This is a genomic window from Acidobacteriota bacterium, from assembly GCA_016184105.1.
Lineage (GTDB): Bacteria > Acidobacteriota > Vicinamibacteria > Vicinamibacterales > 2-12-FULL-66-21 > JACPDI01.
On sequence record JACPDI010000065.1, the window covers coordinates 55,587 to 73,243 of the forward strand.

The following is a 17,657-nucleotide window of genomic DNA, read 5'->3' on the forward strand; positions in this document are numbered from 1 at the left end:
CCCACAACTGATATCGAAGCGCTCATCAGCCCATCAATCCGGCAACCGCTCCCGCCGCGATGAGCCATGTCGAGTTCACCCGCCAGACGAGCAGCGCCAGCAGCGCGGCTGCGGCGAGCAGAATCGCGAGCGGATCGGCGAGCGCGGACCGGCCCAGCTGCCAGGTCACGAGCGCGATCAGCGCGAGCGAAGCCGCGTTCACGCCATCGAGCGCGCCGCTGGCCCGCCAAAGGCGGTGGCGCCAGGCCGCAGGAAGAGAACGGCGATGTCCCTGAGCGTGGGGGAGCCTTCCACTACTGCGGCTTGCCGATCCTGATCGCCTCCATCCGCTGCTTGATGCGCGTGTCGTCGGGATACGCGGTCTGGAGCCCCTGCAGGACGGCAAGCGCCCCTTCGCGCTGTCCGGCGAGCGCGAGTGCGTTGGCCGTGAGCAGGCCGTGCCGCACGCGAAGGCTCCGGTTCTCCTCAGGTGGAGAGATCGCGCGCAGCGCGGCGAGTGCCGATTGCGGATCGTGGCGATCCACCAGCTGTGATTCGGCCGCCGCGAGCTGGACTTCCATGTCGTTCGGATGGCGGCGCGCGGCCTGCATCAGCAGCGCGTTCGCCTCGGCGGCGCGCCCCGCGCGCCGATCCACCTGTGCCTGCTGATAGAGGCCCGCGAGCAGCAGCCGCTCCACGTCGGCCGGATCGCCGGAGCGGATGCCGACCCCTCCCGCGTAGGAATACACCAGGCGCCCGCCGTGCGCGGCCGCCTGGTAGACACAGAACACGCCCACCAGTCCGACGGCTGCCGACGCCATGTAGACGTGCCGCGACTTCGGCGATCGCAGCATCAGCAGGCCAACCGCCTCGAGGCCAATGACGATGAAGAACACGTTCCGCGCGCGCTCGCCCCACTCCTCGTGCTCCACGACGGCCGCGCGCACGCCGGGAATCCGCTCGACGGGTCCGTGGGCGGCGTCGCCCGACCGCACGGCGAGCACCGCCGCGATCGTGCCCAGGCCCAGGAGCACGAGCGCGGCCGGACCGACGAACGCCGGCCGCCGCCAGAGCGATACGAGTCGAAACAGGACGCCGACGACGAGGAGCGCGATCGCGAAATGGACAATCTGAGGATGAAGACCGGCCACGGCTGCCTCCGCTGGCGTGCATGCTAGCATGCACGCGGCTGAACAAGGAGGCGTGCATGCCCGCGTACATCGTGGTGAGTGTGGACGTGAAAGACCCGGTCCGGTACGAAGACTACAAGCGGATGGTGCCCCCCACCCTTCCTCCCTATGGCGGCCGCTTCCTCGTCCGCGGCGGCGCCGTGCAGGTGCGGGAGGGGAAATGGGCGCCAAGACGGCTCGTGATCCTGGAATTTCCGAGCGTCGAGCGCGCCCAGGCCTGGTACGACTCCCCGGAATACGCCGGCGCCAAGGCCCTCCGGCAGGCTACTTCTTCCGCCGATCTGCTGATTGTCGAGGGCATTTCGGATTACAAAAAAGGACGTTGACGCCGCGGGACCTTCCACTTACCTTTGTGCCTCTCGCTGGAGAGGAGGATCTCCGCATGAAGATGCCCCGTCAGTTTCGTCCACTCGCCCTGGGTGTCGTGCTTGCCATGGCGACGCTGGCCACCGGTTATGCCAGCCACTCGTGGGGAGGCTATCACTGGGCCCGCACGAGCAATCCCGCGACGATCAAGACAGGAGACAACGTCAACGCGGACTGGGACGCGTACCTCGATGAGGCCATCGCGGACTGGAACCAGTCGCGCGTCATTCAGCTCGCGGAAGTCGCTGGGGGCACGCGGCCGAAGAGCTGCCGGCCGACGGCCGGTCGCATTGAAGCCTGCAACGCGCGGTACGGGAACACCGGCTGGCTCGGCCTCGCGCAGATCTGGATCAGCGGGTTGCACATCACGCAGGCGATCACGAAGGTGAACGACACGTACTTCAGCACTGCGACATACAACACGCCTGCGTGGCGTCGTCTCGTGATGTGCCAGGAGCTGGCCCACGATTTCGGACTGGATCACCAGGACGAGAACTTCAACAACGCGAACCTCGGGTCCTGCATGGACTACACGAGCGATCCGGACGGCCCGCCGAGCAACGAGCACCCCAACGCGCATGATTTCGAGCAGCTCGAATCCATCTATGCGCATCTCGACAGCACGACGACCGTGGGACAGGCGCCGACCGGCAATCCCGCCGCGATGGACCAGATCGATCTCGAAGGTCCCGGGCAGTGGGGCCGCCTGGTGCGCAGCACCAACGGCGGGCGCACCGAGCTGTACGAATTGGACTTCGGGCGCGGGAGGAAGGTGTTCACGTTCGTGATCTGGACGGAAGAGTCGCCTGGTTACTGAATCTCCTTCACCTTCGGCACCGCGTACGTCTTCTCCAGCGCGGCGAGATACTCGCCGAAGAGCCCCTTGATCCCCTCGAACTCCTTCTTCACCGCGGCGCGGTATTCAGGGCGCGTGGCGAACTGGTGGAGCAGGGCCGCCATCGCCTGTGCCTGCACGGTGAACCCGTCGTGGCCGACCGGCTTCAGGTTGTCCTGTTCCATCTCGTACGTGTGGTTCGGCCAGTCGGAGGTATACGCCGAGAAGCCCGTGCCGGGAATGTCGCGCGAGACGCTGCCGCTCTCTTCGAAACCCTGCGGCTTGCCCGGGGCGGGCGCCAGTTTGCGCGCGCCGTACAGTTTCATCAGCGCGAACGCGCCCTCGGCGAGCGTCGCCGTGGCGATGCCGTCGCGCGCCTGCCCGTAGTTGTCGATTTTCACGACCGTGCCGGTGGCGAGCGCCGCCCCCTTCGCGGCGTTATCCGCGAACTCTCGGACCTGGCGCAGGTACACCTCGTCCGGGTAACGGATGTAGAAGTCCGCCTGCGCGCGATCCGGCACGACGTTGGGGGCGCTGCCTCCCTCGGTGATGATGCCCTGGATGCGGGCCTCCGGCCTGATGCTGCTGCGCACGGCGTCGATGTTGTTGAACAGGTGGATGACGGCTTCGAGCGCGTTGCGGCCGTTCCACGACGTCATCTGGTGCGCGGGCGCGCCGCCGAACGTGTAGCGCACGCCGTCGATATTCAGGCAGCAGGTGCCGAAGCCCGGCGCCGGGCGCGACGTCTGCGTGCCGGCATGGCTGCGGACGATGACGTCCATCCCGTCGAAGACCCCCTTGCGGTGCATGACGGTCTTGGCCGACGGGTCCAGCAGCTCCTCGGCGGGCGTGCCCAAGACGGTCACGCTCCCGGGCAGGCCGTTCTTCGTCAGGAACTCCGCCACCGCCACCGCCGCGGCGATGCCCACGGGCCCCTGCGCGCAGTGCTGGTCGCCGTGAAACGCCCCCTGCGTGCCGCGCAGCGCGTCGTACTCGACGATGACGCCAAGCTGGGGGGAGCCGTTGTTGCGCTTGTAGCGTGCGACAAACGCCGTGTCGAAGGCGGCCGCCGCGGTTCCCACCTGGACGTCGAAATCGTGGGCGCGCAACGCGGCGGCCAGCTTCTCGACCGACCGCGTTTCCTTGTAGCCGACCTCCGGATGCGTGCAGATATCGTCGCTGAGGGCGAGAAACTCGGACGCCATGAGCGCGCGGGCGCGCGCGGCGACGGCGTCGCGCGCATGATTGGCGCCCGCGATCGTCGCCACGAGCGAGGGCACATCGAGCGAGGCCTCGAGCGCCGCCATTTTCTCGAGCACGTCGCGCGCGGCTTCGCGTTCGGTTGGCGTCTCCTGCGCGAGAGCCGGACCGCCGGTCGAGGTCAGGAGGATTGCGACAACCACGGTAGGAAGGCAGAACCCCTTGGTCATAGACATAAGAAGATACCACCGCGAACCGCGCTATGATCCCTCGGATGGCGGATCGCACGCTGGTGCTGCTGCACGCCTTTCCCCTCAGCTCGGCGATGTGGGATCCGCAGCTGGACGCGTTTGACGGCTGGCGCGTGATGGCGCCGGACATCGGCGGATTCCGCCGGCCGAACGAGCCGGCCGGGAAGAGCGGTGGCGGCCCGCCTGGCGCGGGCATGAACGAGTGGGCGGCGGAGATCGCGCGCCTGCTCGACGCACGGGGCGTGACGCAGGCCGTGATCGGCGGCCTTTCGATGGGGGGCTATCTCGCGTTCGCCCTGTACCGGCACGCGCCGGGCCGGTTCGGCGCCCTGGTGCTCGCCGACACGCGCGCGACCGCTGACTCGGAAGAGGCGAAGGCAGGACGCCGCGCGATGCAGGACCTCGCCGACAGCGGCGGGGCGCGTGCGATTGCCGACGACATGCTGCCGAAGCTGCTGGGCGAGACCACCAGGCGGGACCAGCCGGAGATCGGCGCGCGCGTCCGCGCGCTCATCGAAGCGAATCGTCCCGCCGCGATCAAAGCCGCGCTCGACGCCATGATGAACCGGCAGGATGCGCGGCCGCTCCTGCCGCGCATCGCGTGCCCCACGCTGATCGTGGTGGGCGAGGAGGACACGCTGACGCCGGCCGCCGCAAGCGAAGAGATGCACCGCGCGATTCGCGGCTCGCGCCTCGTGACCATCCCCCGCGCGGGGCACCTGTCGAACCTCGAACAACCGGGCGCCTTCAACGGCGCGCTTGGCCGTTTTCTCAAGGATCTTTGATGACCCTTCTGCTGCTTTTCACCTTTTCAGTTCTTCCTTCTTCCTTGTCGCTTTCGCAGCAACCTCCGTCCACCGCGGAGGCGATCCATCGACCGTTCGATCAGCTCCTCGACCTGTACGTGCGGGACGGCCTCGTGTACTACCGGGCGGTGCGCGCCGAGCGGGCGCGGCTCAACCGCTACGTCGCGTCGCTCGGCGCGGTCAGCCGCGCCACCTACGACGGCTGGAGCAAGGACCAGAAGATCGCGTTCTGGATCAACGCCTACAACGCATTCGTGCTGCAGGCCGTCGCGGGCGCGTACCCGCCGCGCGGCAACACCATTCGCCATGTGCCCGGCGCATTCGACAAGCGGGCGCACCGTGCGGCCGGTCGATCGGTGACCCTGGACCAGATCGAGAACCGCATCCTCCCCGAGTTCCGGGACCCGCGCGTGTACTTCGCGCTCGGCCGCGGCGCGTTGGGCAGCGGGCGGCTGCGCAGCGAGGCATACACGGCCGAGCGGCTCGAGGAGCAGCTGCGCAACCAGACGCAGGATGTCCTGGAGCACCAGAACCACGTGAAAATCGACCCGCTCACGGGGGAGCTTGCCGTCTCGCCGATCATCGGCTGGCACGAAGCGGAGTTCGTCGCCGCCTACGGCGGCAGCGATCGCGCCGCGAAGTTCGCGGAGAGGAGCCCGATCGAACGGGCCGTGCTCGCGCTGATCGATCCGGTGCTGCTCCCGGGCGAGCGGGCGTACCTGGCGAAGGGCCAGTTCAAGGTCGTTTACCAGGAGTTCGACTGGGCCCTCAACGAACTGAAATAGCGGCCGTGGTGGTGTATGAATCTGCAGCTCAAGGAGAAAGTCGCGCTCGTCACCGGATCGAGCCGGGGGCTGGGGCTTGCGAGCGCGCGCGCGCTCGTCGAGGAGGGCTGCCGGGTGTGCCTGTGCGCGCGCGGCGAAGAACAGTTGGTGAAGGCCGGCGCGGAGCTGGCGCTCGCCGCCGGCGCGGCCGACCGCATTACGGCGGTGCGGGTGGACCTCGCGACGCGTGACGGCGCGGAAGCGGCGGTCGCCCACACGGTGAGCGTCTTCGGCGGCCTGGATATCGTCGTGAACAACGTGGGGCGCGCGGCTGGCGCCGATATCGTTTCGACGTCGGACGAGGAGTGGCAGTCCGCCTTCGATGACACGCTGTTTCCCGCGGTGCGGGTGTCGCGTGCGGCCGTTCCTCAGTTGCGGCGGCGGGGCGGCGGAGCGATCATCATGATCGCGTCGATCTGGGGACGCGAATCCGGCGGCCGCATGACGTACAACGCCGTCAAGGCGGCCGAGATCAGCCTTGCCAAGGCCATGGCGCAGCAGCTCGCGAAAGACAACATCCGCGTGAACAGCGTCGCGCCAGGATCGATCCTGTTCGAAGGAGGATCCTGGTGGAAGCGCCAGCAGCAGGACCCGCAAGGCATCGAGGACATGGTTCGCCGAGAGCTTCCGTTCGGCCGCTTCGGCCGGCCGGAGGAGGTCGGCGCCCTCGTCGCCTTCCTCGCCTCGGAGCGCGCCAGCTGGATCAGCGGCGCCTGCGTCGCCGTCGACGGGTGCCAGGGGCGGTCCAATATCTAGGCACGGGGCCTGATATAGTCCCGCTGTGCTGTCGCAGCTCTCGGCCGCCATCCAGTCCACCGCCGACTTCCTCTTCATCCCAATCCTCGTCATCGTCCTGTTCGGGACGGGGCTGTTCCTCACCGTGCGGCTGCGGTTCCTCCAGGTGCGCCGCACCGGCGATGCCGTGCGCGCGTTCTTCGGGCGGGCGGAAGCGGGCGCGCAGGGGGTGCTCTCGCCATTCCAGGCGTTCATGACCGCGCTGGCGGCGACGATCGGGACCGGCAACATCGCCGGTGTGGCTGCGGGCATCGTGTCGGGCGGGCCCGGCGCGCTGTTCTGGATCTGGTGCTACGGGTTCTTCGCGGCGATCATCAAGTTCACCGAAGCGGTCCTCGGAGTCCGCTATCGGGAGGTGACCGGTTCCGAGACGCGATCGGGTCCCATGTTCTACCTGCGGGACGGGCTGAAATCGCCCGCCCTCGCGATGACCTACGCCGTCGTCGCGGGCATTGCCGCGCTGACGACGACGCCGTTCACGCAGACCAATTCGATCGCGCTGGTGATGAATACGCAGTTCGCGGTGCCCACGTGGGTCTCGGGGCTCGTCATCGCCGTGCTCGCGTGGCTGGTCATCATCGGCGGGATCACGTCGATCGGGCGCGCGGCCGAAAAGCTGACGCCGCTGAAGGTGGGGCTGTATCTCGCCGGCGGCCTGGTCGTGATCGCGTCCTTCGCGTCGCGCATTCCCGAAGTGCTCGGCCTGGTGTTCAGAGAGGCGTTTTCACTCCGGGCGACCGCCGGCGGATCGCTGGCAATCCTGGTGGCGATGCGCTACGGGCTCGCCCGCGGCCTCTACGCCAACGAGGCGGGCTACGGCACGGCCGCGGTGGCGTACGGCACCGCGCGATCGACCGACCCGACCCAGCAGGGGCTCAACGCGATCATGGAAGTCTTCATCGTCTCCTTCGTCACGTCGACGATCACCGCGATGACCGTGCTGCTGACGATGGCGAATCTTTCGGGGCAGACGAGCACGGCTGCCGTGGCGCTGGCGTTCAACGCCGCCATTCCCACCGTTGGCGGCTGGATCGTTGCCTTTTGCGTGTTCCTTTTCGGCTACACCACGTTGATTGGCTGGGCGTACTACGGCGAACGATTCCTCGAGTACTGGCTGGGCCCGCGCGTGGTGATCCCCTACCGGTGGATCTACTGCCTGCTGATTCCATTCGGCGCCATCTCGAAGGTCGATTTGGTGTGGGCCTGGGGCGACCTGATGAACGCGTTGCAGATCTTCCCGAATGTGATCGGACTCGTCGCGTTGAGCGGCGCTGTGAAAAAGGGGTCGGGAGCCTTTTTTTCTCGGCATCGTTAGGAAAAAAAGCTCCCGACCCCTTTTTCACTGCCTTTCGCCGCTTGATCGCCACCCGGCAGGCTGTTACGATTCCACAGTTTCACGGTTTTTCCGACGCCCATCCGCATGAACTGGCTGCCCGCGCCCGCCGTGGACAAAGACCGCTCGCTGGAGGAGGCGCTGCAGCGTCTCGGCGGCTCCGCGATCCCCCGGCAGGCGGAAGGGGAGCCGATCGTGACGGCGGTCGAGCGGCTCCCGCCGGTGCCGGCGCAGTACGCCCCCTTTCCCGAAGGCGTGGACGAGCGCCTGCTGGACGCGCTGCGCGCGCGGGGCATCGAGCATCTCTACACGCACCAGGCGGAGGTCTGGCGGCACATCAGCGGCGGGCGCCACGTCGTGGTCATCACGCCCACCGCGTCGGGCAAGACGCTCTGCTACAACGGCCCCGTGCTGAACGAGATCCTGCGGGATCCGTCGGCGCGCGCGCTGTACCTGTTCCCGACCAAGGCGCTGGCGCAGGATCAGCTCGCCGAGCTGCACGGCCTGGCCGACCTGATCGCGGACCGTACCGGTTCTGAGATCGGCGTCTTCACGTACGACGGCGACACGCCGCAGGATGCGCGGCGCGCGATCCGATCCCGGGCGCATGTCGTGCTCAGCAATCCCGACATGGTGCACTCGGGGATCCTGCCGCACCATCCGCGCTGGGCGAAGCTGTTCGAGAACCTCACGTTCGTCGTCATCGACGAGCTGCACGCGTACCGCGGCGTCTTTGGCAGCCACCTGGCGAACATCATCCGCCGGCTGCGGCGCATCTGCCGCCACTACGGGTCGGATCCGATCTTCATCTGCTCGTCGGCGACCATCGCCAATCCACGCGGGCTCGCCGAGCGGCTGACCGAGCGTCGGTTCGAGCTGGTCGATCAGGGCGGCGCGCCGCGTGGCGAAAAGTTCTTCATGTTCGTCAATCCGCCGGTGGTGAACGCGCAGCTCGGGATCCGGCGGTCGTATCTCGGCGAAACGCGTCGCGTGGCGCTCGAGTTCCTGAAGCGCAGCCTGCAGGTCATCGTCTTTGCGCAGAGCCGCCTGGCCACCGAGATCCTGACGACGTATCTGAAGGATGCGTACCAGGGGCCGCCGGGATCGCCGGACGTGATCCGTGGATACCGCGGCGGATACCTGCCCACCCGGCGCCGCGAGATCGAGAAGGGGCTGCGCGACGGCCTGGTGCGCGCGGTGGTGTCGACCAGCGCGCTCGAGCTGGGGATCGACATCGGAGCGCTCGACGTCGCGGTGCTCGCCGGCTACCCGGGTACGATCGCCGCCACGTGGCAGCGCGCGGGGCGCGCCGGGCGGCGCGCGAGCCGATCGGCGGCGGTGCTGGTCGCGAGCAGCGCGCCCATCGATCAGTTCATCGTCCGGAACCCGGCGTATTTCTTCGGCGCGTCGCCGGAGCACGCGCTCGTGAATCCCGACAACCTGCACATCCTGCTCGACCACGTGAAGTGCGCCGCCTTCGAGCTGCCGTTCACGGCCACCGAGGAGTTCGGCGCGTTGAACGTGCAGGAGATCCTGTCGGTGATCGCGGAGGAAGGGTTCGTGCAGCTCGCCGACGGCCAGTGGAACTGGACGCACGAGTCGTACCCCGCCGACGCGGTGAGCCTGCGGTCGGTGTCGTCGGACAACTTCGTGATCGTGGAAGAGACGTCGAGCGGCGAGCGCGTCATCGGCGAGACCGATTACACCAGCGCCTTCCCCATGCTGCACGAGAAGGCGATCTACCTGCTGGAAGGGCAGCTGTTCCAGGTCGAGCGGCTGGACATCGAGGGACGCAAGGCGTTCGTGCGGGGCGTCGAGTGCGATTACTACACGGACGCGATCACGTACACGAAGGTGACCATCCTCGACACCTTCGAGCGGGCGGAGCGCCGGTCCCACGGCGAGGTGCACGTCGTGTCGCGCGTGGTGGGCTTCAAGAAGATCAAGTTCTACACGAACGAGAACGTGGGATCCGGCGAGCTGGATTTGCCCGAGCAGCAGATGCACACGAGCGCGTATTGGCTGACCATTCCGCAGGGCGCCATGGCGGCGCTGCCCTTCGCGCCCGACGATCGGCGCGACGGCGTGGTGGGGCTCGCCTTCGCGATGAAGAACGTCGCGCAGCTGCTGCTGATGTGCGACGCGCACGACATCGGGCTGTCGGTCGACGGCGGCAGCCTGGACCGGACCAATCGCGTGGGGGGCGCCGGCAGCACGCCCGCGGCGATCTCCACCGAGCCGCACGTGTTCATCTACGACAATTATCCCGGCGGGATTGGGTTCAGCGAGCCGCTGTACGCGATGCACCAGCAGCTGCTGCAGCGCACGCGCGAGCTGATCACGACGTGCCCCTGCGAGTCGGGCTGCCCCTCGTGCGTGGGGCCCGAGGGGCACACCGGGCCGTTTGCCAAGGCGGTCGCGTCGAAGATCCTCGAGATGCTCGCCGGAGCACCCGCGTGAGCGACCTTGTTTCGCGGCTGCGGGGGATTGCTCGTGGCCCCGGAAGGACCAGCGGGGCGGGCCCTTCGGGTGCGCCAGGCGGGCCTGAAAGACCCGCCCCGCAGCAGCCCGCCCCGCGCGAGCCGACGTACGAGCCCGAGCGCCCCTCAGGGCAGCCCGTCGATCCCGGGCGCGTGGCGGACGCGCTCGGCGGCGAGCCGCTCGGCGAGGGGCGCGCCGCGTTCGTTCGCGTCAGGCGGCGGTACGAGCCGGACCGCCGGCACGGCGAGGTCCGCATCTCAGCCTGCGGCTGCGATCGCGTCGATCTGATCCGGCTGCTCGATCCCTCCGTCGACACCTGCGCCGCGCCGCTGCTGTTCTTCGACCTGGAGACCACCGGCCTCAGCGGCGGCGCCGGCACGCTCGCGTTTCTCGTCGGCTGCGCGTGGTTCGAGGACGGCGCGCTGCAGCTCGAACAGTACCTGCTCACGAGCTACGCGGCGGAGCGCGCGCTGCTGGCTCACTTCGCCGAACGGGTGGCCGCCTGCGGGATGCTGGTGAGCTACAACGGCCGCACGTTCGACGCGCCGCTCCTGGAGATGCGCTGGCAGTTTCATCGATCGCGCGCGCCGATCGGCGGCACGCCGCACGCGGACATGCTGCACCCCGCGCGCCGCCTGTGGCGCACCCGCGCGTGTGACCCGGACGGCGGCTGCAGCCTGGCGACCCTCGAGCGATTCCTGTTCGGCGTCGAGCGCGTGAACGACGTCCCGGGCTTCGAGATCCCGTCGCGCTATTTCCGCTTCCTCCGGTCCGGAGACCCCGCGCCGCTCGAGCCGATCCTGGAACACAACCGGATGGACCTCGTCTCGCTCGCCGCCGTCACCGCGCGCGGCCTCGCGCTCGTGGATGGGGGATCCGCGGAATGCCGCGATGGATGGGAGCGCCTGGCTCTCGGGCGGCTGCTCGAGCGGCACGGCGACGCGGCGCGCGCGATGGAGTGCTTCGGCGACGCGACGAACGATCCATCCCGCGACGTGCGTGTCGAGGCGCTGGCGCGGATCGCGGCGCGCCACCGCCGCGCGCGCCGGCACGCGGAAGCGGCCGACGCCTGGCAGCAGGTGTTCGCGCTCGCGCACGAGGAACAACACGGCAACCCGCGGACGCAGCTCCTGGCGCGCGATGCCGCCGAGGCGCTCGCCGTCCACCACGAGCACCGCGCGCGCAACCTCGCCGCCGCGCGCGAGCTGGCGCGCAAGGCGCTCGCCCTCGAGCGTTCGCGCCGCGGCGTGGAGTCGCTGCAATACCGCCTGCAACGCCTCGAGCGCAAGATGGGCGTACAGCAAAAGAGCGGCGATGACGCCGCTCCGCTGCTGGATTGAGCCGGGCCTGCGTCAGGCGCTGGCGCGGGCTTTCTTCGCGCCCTTTGCGGCCTTCGTGGTCTTGGCCGCCTGCTTGCGCGATTCCGACGTCTGCGCGCCGAAGCGCTTGGTGAAGCGCTCCACGCGCCCCTCGGTATCGACCAGCTTCTGGCGTCCCGTGAAGAACGGGTGGCAGGCCGAGCAGATCTCGAGGTGCAGATCCTGCTTGGTCGAATGGGTCTTCCAGGTCGCGCCGCACGCGCAGCGCACCTCGACCTCGTGGTACTTCGGATGAATCCCTTCCTTCACGGCGTGCTCCTTCGCGTGTAGCCCAAGAAAGCCATTATATCAGGCTCGATGCTACGGGATCACCTTCGTCCTGTCCCACCGGTGCCTCCTCAGCCGCTCCAGCGTTCCCGGGGGCAGCGGGCGGTCGTCGGACGCCCGCAGGTTGCCGTCCACGTGCTTCACCGCGCGCATGCCCGGGATCGTGGTCGCGACGGCCGGATGGTGGAGGATGAAGCGCAGGGCGAGTTCCGGCAGGTCCATGTCGTCGGGCAGCTCCTGCTGGAGCCGCGCCACCCGCTCGAGCGTCGGCCGGAGGTTCTCCGGGCTGAAGTAGATGTTGCGCCAGTCTCCCTGCGGCCAGGTCGAGTCCAGCGTCAGGGCTCCCGTCAGGCTGCCCTCGTCGAACGGCACGCGCGCGATGATCGCCACATCCAGCTCCTGGCATGCGGGGAACAGCTCGTCTTCCGGCGCCTGGTCGAAGATGTTGTAGACCACCTGCACGCTGTCCACGAGCCCCGTCTTCAGCGCGGCCAGCACGTTCGCGGGCTCCCATCGGTTCACGCTGATGCCGAACCCCTCGATCAGGCCGTGGGACTTCAGATCGTCGACGGCGCGCTGCCAGTCATCGTCGGCCGCCCACGCGTCGGTCCAGACGTGGAGCTGCTGGAGGTCGATGCGCTCCACGCCGAGGTTCTCGAGGCTCTTCTCCGTGTACTCACGGATGTGCGACGCGGGAAAGACGTCGGAGAGGGGGTAGTGCGGCTTCGCGGGCCACTGGTTGTTCTTCGGGGGGACCTTCGTCGCGACGTACAGGCGCCGGTTCCGCTGCTGCCGCAGGACCTGGCCCAGCAGCCGCTCGCTCCGGCCGGCGCCGTAGGCGTATGCCGTGTCGAAGAAGTTGCAGCCGAGCGCCGCGGCGCGGTCGAGCGCGCGCAACGACTGCTCGTCATCCGAGCCGGTCCACCCGCCCATCCCCCACATGCCGTAGCCGATCTCCGAGACCTGCCAGCCAAGCCGGCCGAACCGTCGAGAGCGCATGGACACATTTTCTCACGTGGGGGGATGCGGCGTGTGCGAGCTACGCCTTCGACATCGATCCGAGGAACTCCGAGTTGCTCTTCGTCTTGCCCATCTTGCCGAGGAGCAGCTCCATCGCTTCAATGGGCGAGAGCGGGGTGAGCACCTTGCGCAGCACCCAGATGCGATTGAGGTCCTCTTTCGGCAGCAGCAGTTCTTCCTTGCGCGTGCCGCTCTTCTGGATGTCGATGGCGGGGAAGACGCGGCGATCGGCGAGCTTCCGATCGAGGTGGATCTCCATGTTGCCGGTCCCCTTGAACTCCTCGAAGATCACGTCGTCCATGCGCGAGCCGGTGTCGATGAGCGCGGTCGCGACGATGGTGAGCGAGCCCCCCTGCTCGACGTTGCGCGCCGCGCCGAAGAAGCGCTTCGGGCGCTGCAGCGCGTTGCTGTCCACGCCGCCCGAGAGCACCTTGCCCGACGGCGGGACGATCGTGTTGTAGGCGCGCGCGAGCCGCGTGATCGAATCGAGCAGGATCACGACGTCCTTGCCGTGCTCGACGAGGCGCTTCGACTTCTCGATCACCATCTCCGCCACCTGCACGTGGCGCTGCGCCGGCTCGTCGAACGTGGACGAGATCACCTCGCCGCGCACCGAGCGCTGCATGTCGGTGACCTCCTCGGGCCGCTCGTCGATGAGCAGCACGATCAGGTACACCTCCGGATGATTGGTGGTGATGCTGTTGGCCAGGTTCTGCAGCAGCATCGTCTTTCCGGTCCGCGGCGGCGCGACGATGAGGCCGCGCTGTCCCTTGCCGAGCGGCGTCATCAGGTCCATGACGCGGGCGGAGAGGTTCTCCGAGTCGGTCTCGAGGCTCACGCGCGCCTGCGGGTAGAGGGGCGTGAGGTTCTCGAAGAAGATCTTGTTGTTCGCGCGGTCGGGCGGCTCGAAGTTGACCGCGTCCACCTTCACCATCGCGAAATAGCGCTCGCCGTCCTTCGGCGGCCGCACCTGGCCCGACACGGTGTCGCCGGTGTGGAGGTCGAACTTGCGGATTTGCGAAGGGGAGACGTAGATGTCGTCCGGGCCGGGCAGGTAGTTGTAGTCGGGCGCCCGCAGGAAGCCGAAACCGTCCGGCAGCACCTCCAGGACCCCTTCGGAGAAGAGCAGGCCGCTCTTCTCGGTCCGGGCCCGCAGGATCTCGAAAATCAGCTCCTGCTTCCGCAGCCCGCCGGCGCCCGGCAGGTCGAGGTCCTTGGCAATCTTGGTGAGCTCGGTCACGCTCATGTCCTTGAGCGCCGAGAGGGTGAGGGCAGGCGTGCTTACCTGCTGCTGGCCAGCGTCACGATGTGCGTCCACAGTTCGTCCAGTCCTTCGCCCGTTTCGGCCGATACCGGCAGCACGGGGCCGTTCATGCGTCGTTCGACTTCGCGGACGGCGCGCGCGCGCGCGCTCCGCGACAGCTTGTCCGTCTTCGTGGCGACCACCACGTGAGGCCGCGCGAGGGTGGCGATCCAGTCGCGCGCGGCCAGGTCCGCCTCGAGCCCGGGGTGGCGGGCATCCACGATCAGCAGCACAGCCGTAAGAGGCTTGGAAAGTGGGACAGTCACACTTTCGTCGTGATCGGAATCCGAAAGTGTGACTGTCCCACTTTCCACACCTTCCACCCCGCTTACGGCCCCGAAATACTCGCCCGTCACGTGCGCGAACTCACCCAGGGCCTCTTTGCCGCCCCTGGCGTAGCCGTACCCCGGCAGGTCCACCAGGTAGAAGCGCCACGACCCTGGCGCGCCCGACGCGTCGGGGCGGCCTCCCTGCGCGTGAACGCGGTACAGGTTGGCGAGCCGCGTCTTGCCCGGCTTGGCGCTGGTCTGCGCGATCTTCCGTCCGGCCAGGGCGTTGATGAGCGTCGACTTGCCGACGTTGGATCGCCCGACGAGGGCGATCTGCGGAAGGCCGTCGCGCGGAATGCCGCGCGCGTCGGCCGCGCTGGTGACGAACTCGGCGTTGAGAACCTTCAATCAGATGCCAGAGACCAGGCACCAGGTACCTGGCCCTAGTGCGTGATCGTATCGTCCGCGATCGCCGTCGGGCGCACCACGGCCTGCGGCGTGGCGGTGCCGGCGTGGACCGGCAGAGGCTCCGCCAACGCAATCTTGAGGACCTCGTCCATCGTCTCGACCATGTAGACGTTGAGCGTGTCGAGGACGTTCTTCGGGATGTCCGCCAGGTCCTTCTCGTTGTCCTTCGGCAGGATGATGTTGGTCACCCCGGCGCGGTGCGCCGCGAGCACCTTCTCCTTCACGCCGCCGATCGGCAGGACCTTCCCGCGCAGGGTGATCTCGCCGGTCATCGCCACGTCCTTGCGCACCGGCACGCGCGCGAGCGCGGAGACGAGCACGGTGGCCAGCGTGATGCCGGCCGACGGGCCGTCCTTCGGGATCGCCCCTTCGGGGATGTGCACGTGGACGTCGGTCGTGCGATTGAAGTTCTTGGCCACGCCGAACTCGTCCGCCTTCGCGCGCACGTAGCTCATCGCCGCCTGCGCCGACTCCTGCATCACGTCGCCCAGCTTGCCGGTGAGCGTCAGGCGCCCCTTGCCCGACATCAGCGTCGCCTCGGTCACGAGGATCTCGCCGCCGACCTCGGTCCATGCGAGCCCGGTCGCCACGCCGATCTCGTTCCTCTCCTCCGCGAGCGTCGGGCGGAAGCGCGGCACGCCGAGGTACTCGGTGACTTTCGCCGCCGTGACCTCTTCCTTGAAGCCCTGCCCCTCGACGACGACCTTGCGCGCGAGCTTGCGGCAGATCGAGTTGATCTCGCGCTCGAGGTTGCGGACGCCCGCCTCGCGCGTGTAGCGCTGGATGATCGTCGAGAACGCCTCGTCCAGGAACGTGACGTTCTCCGCCGGCAGGCCGTTCCCCTCGATCGCCTTGGGCGCGAGGAACCGCTTGGCGATCTCGACCTTCTCCTGCTCCGTGTAGCCGGCGAGCTGCAGCACTTCCATGCGGTCGCGCAGCGCCTGCGGCACCGTATGCAGCACGTTGGCGGTGCAGATGAACATCACGTTCGACAGGTCGTACTCGACGTCGAGGTAGTGGTCCAGGAACTGGTTGTTCTGTTCCGGGTCGAGCACCTCGAGCAGCGCCGCCGACGGGTCGCCGCGGAAGTCCATCGACATCTTGTCGACCTCGTCCAGCAGGAAGACCGGGTTCTGCGTGCCGGCCTTCTTCATCATCTGGACGATCTGGCCGGGGAACGCGCCGATGTAGGTGCGGCGGTGGCCGCGGATTTCCGCCTCGTCGCGGACGCCGCCGAGCGAGAGCCGCACGAACCTGCGGTTCATCGCGCGCGCGATCGACTTGGCAAGCGACGTCTTGCCGACCCCCGGAGGGCCGGCGAAGGTCAGGATGGTCGCCTTCGGCTTCTTGACGAGCGCGCGCACGGCCAGGAACTCGAGGATGCGGTCCTTGATCCGCTCGAGCCCGTAGTGGTCCTCGTTGAGGATCTGCTCGGCGCGCTTGAGGTCGCGGCTCTCCTTGCTCTTCTTGAACCAGGGGACCGCGATGAGCCAATCGAGGTAGTTGCGCGAGACGGTGGCTTCCGCCGACATCGGCGGCATCGACTCGAGGCGCTTCAGCTCCTGGACCGCCTTCTCCTCGACGTCCTTGGGCATCCGCGACTGCTCGATCTTCTTCTTCAACTCGTCGATCTCGTTCCCCTTCTCGTCCTTGCGCCCCAGCTCCTTCTGGATCGCCTTCATCTTCTCGTTGAGGTAGTACTCCTTCTGCGCCTTCTCCATCTGCTTCTTCACGCGAGACTGGATGCGGCGGTCCACCTGGAGCTTGTCCACCTCGTTCTCGAGGATGCCGGCGATGCGGTTGAGCCGCTCTATCGGCGCGATGATCTCGAGCAGGTTCTGCTTCTCGTCCACCCCCACGAGCAGGTGCGCGGCGATGGTGTCGGCGAGGCGGCCCGGGTCATCCACGCGGACGGCGGCGACCATCGCGTCGTAGTGCAGGTTGTTCGAGAGCTTCACGTACTGCTCGAACAGCGACACCACGCGGGTCATCGTCGCCTCGACCTCGCTGCCGGTGTCGCGCTGCTTGGGCAGCAGCTTCACCGTTACGCGGTAGAAGCCCTTGTCTTCCTTCCACTCGACCGCGCGCGCGCGGTCCACTCCCTCGACGAGCACCTTGATGTTGCCGTCCGGCAGCTTGAGGCTCTGCACGATGTTGGCGATGCAGCCCATCGTGTAGATGTCGCCGGGCTGCGGGTCGTCGGTGGCCGCATCGTGCTGGGCGGCGAGGAAGATGCGCTTGTCCTTCCCCAGCGCGTGCTCGAGCGCGCGCGTGGACGAGGGCCGCCCGATGACGAACGGCATCATCATGTGGGGAAACACGACGACGTCGCGGAGCGGGACGATCGGGAGCGTTTCGTAGACTTCCATCATAACCAGTTGGTGCTCGTCCACCGGGCCGCCCGCGGCGAGGGGCGGCGTCCGGGTGTTACCGTGGCGATCCCGTCATCCGACTTTTTCGATGAGGGTGATCGGCTTGTCCTTGGCCAGCACGACCTCGCGCGTGATCACGCACTCCTTGATCTTCTTCTGGCCGGGCAGGGAGTACATGATGTCGAGCATGAGGTCTTCGATGATCATGCGGAGCCCGCGCGCGCCGATCTTGCGCTCCAGCGCCGACTCCGCGATGGCCTCGAGCGCATCGTCGGTGAAGCGCAGCTTGACGCTCTCATACTCGAACAGCTTCTGATACTGCCGCGTGATGGCGTTGCGCGGCTCGGTCAGGATCTGGATGAGCGCGGCCTTGTCGAGTTCGTGCAGCGTGCCCACGACCGGCAGCCGCCCCACGAACTCCGGGATCAGCCCGTACTTGATGAGGTCTTCCGGCTCGACCCGCTCCAGCACCGAGCCGACGCTCGCCGTCCGCGACGACCGGATGTCGGCGCGGAACCC

General features: G+C 67.9%; 17 protein-coding genes. 8 read left to right on the forward strand and 9 right to left on the reverse strand.

The genetic code is table 11. From position 1 onward, the window contains the following. Positions 1-25: 25 nt before the first annotated feature. A complete protein-coding gene (locus tag HYU53_19120; GenBank protein ID MBI2223307.1) occupies positions 26-202 on the reverse strand; it encodes a hypothetical protein in 177 nt (58 codons plus the stop codon). A 91-nt stretch (positions 203-293) separates the two neighbouring features. Next, the gene (locus tag HYU53_19125; protein MBI2223308.1) at positions 294-1,130 is read right to left on the reverse strand and encodes a hypothetical protein; all 837 of its coding nucleotides are present in this window, start codon (positions 1,128-1,130) and stop codon (positions 294-296) included. Positions 1,131-1,186: 56 nt separating this feature from the next. Here HYU53_19125 and HYU53_19130 point away from each other — a divergent pair, with 56 nt between their 5' ends. Both HYU53_19130 and HYU53_19135 read left to right on the forward strand, forming a co-directional pair. Continuing rightward, the gene (locus tag HYU53_19130; GenBank protein MBI2223309.1) at positions 1,187-1,495 is read left to right on the forward strand and encodes a DUF1330 domain-containing protein; all 309 of its coding nucleotides are present in this window, start codon (positions 1,187-1,189) and stop codon (positions 1,493-1,495) included. 56 nt (positions 1,496-1,551) lie between these two features. After that, positions 1,552-2,352, forward strand: a complete 801-nt coding sequence (locus HYU53_19135) for a hypothetical protein (GenBank protein ID MBI2223310.1) — start codon at positions 1,552-1,554, stop codon at positions 2,350-2,352. Here HYU53_19135 and HYU53_19140 read toward each other — a convergent pair. Beyond that, the gene (locus tag HYU53_19140) at positions 2,346-3,806 is read right to left on the reverse strand and encodes a peptidase dimerization domain-containing protein (protein ID MBI2223311.1); all 1,461 of its coding nucleotides are present in this window, start codon (positions 3,804-3,806) and stop codon (positions 2,346-2,348) included. The two genes, HYU53_19135 and HYU53_19140, sit on opposite strands and share 7 nt — an antisense overlap. A 38-nt stretch (positions 3,807-3,844) precedes the next feature. Between HYU53_19140 and HYU53_19145 the strand changes: the two genes are divergently transcribed. The 6 genes from HYU53_19145 (at position 3,845) to HYU53_19170 (ending at position 11,400) form a co-directional block, all read left to right on the forward strand. After that, positions 3,845-4,606 carry an alpha/beta fold hydrolase gene (locus tag HYU53_19145; protein MBI2223312.1) on the forward strand — a complete coding sequence of 254 codons (762 nt, stop codon included), beginning with the start codon at positions 3,845-3,847 and terminating at the stop codon, positions 4,604-4,606. 44 nt (positions 4,607-4,650) lie between these two features. Continuing rightward, positions 4,651-5,412 carry a DUF547 domain-containing protein gene (locus HYU53_19150; protein ID MBI2223313.1) on the forward strand — a complete coding sequence of 254 codons (762 nt, stop codon included), beginning with the start codon at positions 4,651-4,653 and terminating at the stop codon, positions 5,410-5,412. A gap of 15 nt (positions 5,413-5,427) precedes the next feature. Continuing rightward, positions 5,428-6,207, forward strand: coding sequence for an SDR family oxidoreductase (locus HYU53_19155; GenBank protein MBI2223314.1), 780 nt, complete (start codon positions 5,428-5,430; stop codon positions 6,205-6,207). A 49-nt stretch (positions 6,208-6,256) separates the two neighbouring features. Then, positions 6,257-7,561, forward strand: coding sequence for a sodium:alanine symporter family protein (locus HYU53_19160; protein MBI2223315.1), 1,305 nt, complete (start codon positions 6,257-6,259; stop codon positions 7,559-7,561). A gap of 105 nt (positions 7,562-7,666) precedes the next feature. Then, positions 7,667-10,039 (forward strand): DEAD/DEAH box helicase, encoded by a 2,373-nt coding sequence (locus HYU53_19165; GenBank protein MBI2223316.1) that lies wholly within the window; start codon positions 7,667-7,669, stop codon positions 10,037-10,039. Continuing rightward, a complete protein-coding gene (locus tag HYU53_19170; GenBank protein ID MBI2223317.1) occupies positions 10,036-11,400 on the forward strand; it encodes a ribonuclease H-like domain-containing protein in 1,365 nt (454 codons plus the stop codon). The genes HYU53_19165 and HYU53_19170 overlap by 4 nt, the downstream gene beginning before the upstream one ends. A 12-nt stretch (positions 11,401-11,412) precedes the next feature. Here HYU53_19170 and rpmE read toward each other — a convergent pair whose 3' ends face one another. The 6 genes from rpmE to HYU53_19200 form a co-directional block, all read right to left on the reverse strand. After that, positions 11,413-11,688: a 50S ribosomal protein L31 gene (rpmE, locus tag HYU53_19175; protein ID MBI2223318.1), complete on the reverse strand. Its 276-nt coding sequence runs from the start codon at positions 11,686-11,688 to the stop codon at positions 11,413-11,415. 51 nt (positions 11,689-11,739) lie between these two features. Next, positions 11,740-12,705, reverse strand: coding sequence for an aldo/keto reductase (locus HYU53_19180; GenBank protein ID MBI2223319.1), 966 nt, complete (start codon positions 12,703-12,705; stop codon positions 11,740-11,742). A 40-nt stretch (positions 12,706-12,745) separates the two neighbouring features. Continuing rightward, the gene (rho, locus tag HYU53_19185) at positions 12,746-14,044 is read right to left on the reverse strand and encodes a transcription termination factor Rho (protein MBI2223320.1); all 1,299 of its coding nucleotides are present in this window, start codon (positions 14,042-14,044) and stop codon (positions 12,746-12,748) included. Beyond that, positions 14,008-14,706, reverse strand: coding sequence for a GTP-binding protein (locus tag HYU53_19190; protein ID MBI2223321.1), 699 nt, complete (start codon positions 14,704-14,706; stop codon positions 14,008-14,010). The genes rho and HYU53_19190 overlap by 37 nt, the downstream gene beginning before the upstream one ends. Before the next feature lie 35 nt (positions 14,707-14,741). After that, complete coding sequence (lon, locus tag HYU53_19195) at positions 14,742-17,138, reverse strand: endopeptidase La (protein MBI2223322.1); 2,397 nt, start codon at positions 17,136-17,138, stop codon at positions 14,742-14,744. A gap of 72 nt (positions 17,139-17,210) precedes the next feature. Next, on the reverse strand, positions 17,211-17,657 hold a 447-nt coding region (locus HYU53_19200; protein ID MBI2223323.1), incomplete at its 5' end, for an ATP-dependent Clp protease ATP-binding subunit ClpX.

Coding starts and splice junctions, on each gene's coding strand:
- HYU53_19130 (MBI2223309.1), top strand. CDS start 1,187: ATGCCCGCGTACATCGTGGTGAGTGTGGACGTGAAAGACCCGGTCCGG.
- HYU53_19135 (MBI2223310.1), top strand. CDS start 1,552: ATGAAGATGCCCCGTCAGTTTCGTCCACTCGCCCTGGGTGTCGTGCTT.
- HYU53_19140 (MBI2223311.1), bottom strand. CDS start 3,806: ATGTCTATGACCAAGGGGTTCTGCCTTCCTACCGTGGTTGTCGCAATC.
- HYU53_19145 (MBI2223312.1), top strand. CDS start 3,845: ATGGCGGATCGCACGCTGGTGCTGCTGCACGCCTTTCCCCTCAGCTCG.
- HYU53_19155 (MBI2223314.1), top strand. CDS start 5,428: ATGAATCTGCAGCTCAAGGAGAAAGTCGCGCTCGTCACCGGATCGAGC.
- HYU53_19165 (MBI2223316.1), top strand. CDS start 7,667: ATGAACTGGCTGCCCGCGCCCGCCGTGGACAAAGACCGCTCGCTGGAG.
- HYU53_19180 (MBI2223319.1), bottom strand. CDS start 12,705: ATGCGCTCTCGACGGTTCGGCCGGCTTGGCTGGCAGGTCTCGGAGATC.
- lon (MBI2223322.1), bottom strand. CDS start 17,138: ATGATGGAAGTCTACGAAACGCTCCCGATCGTCCCGCTCCGCGACGTC.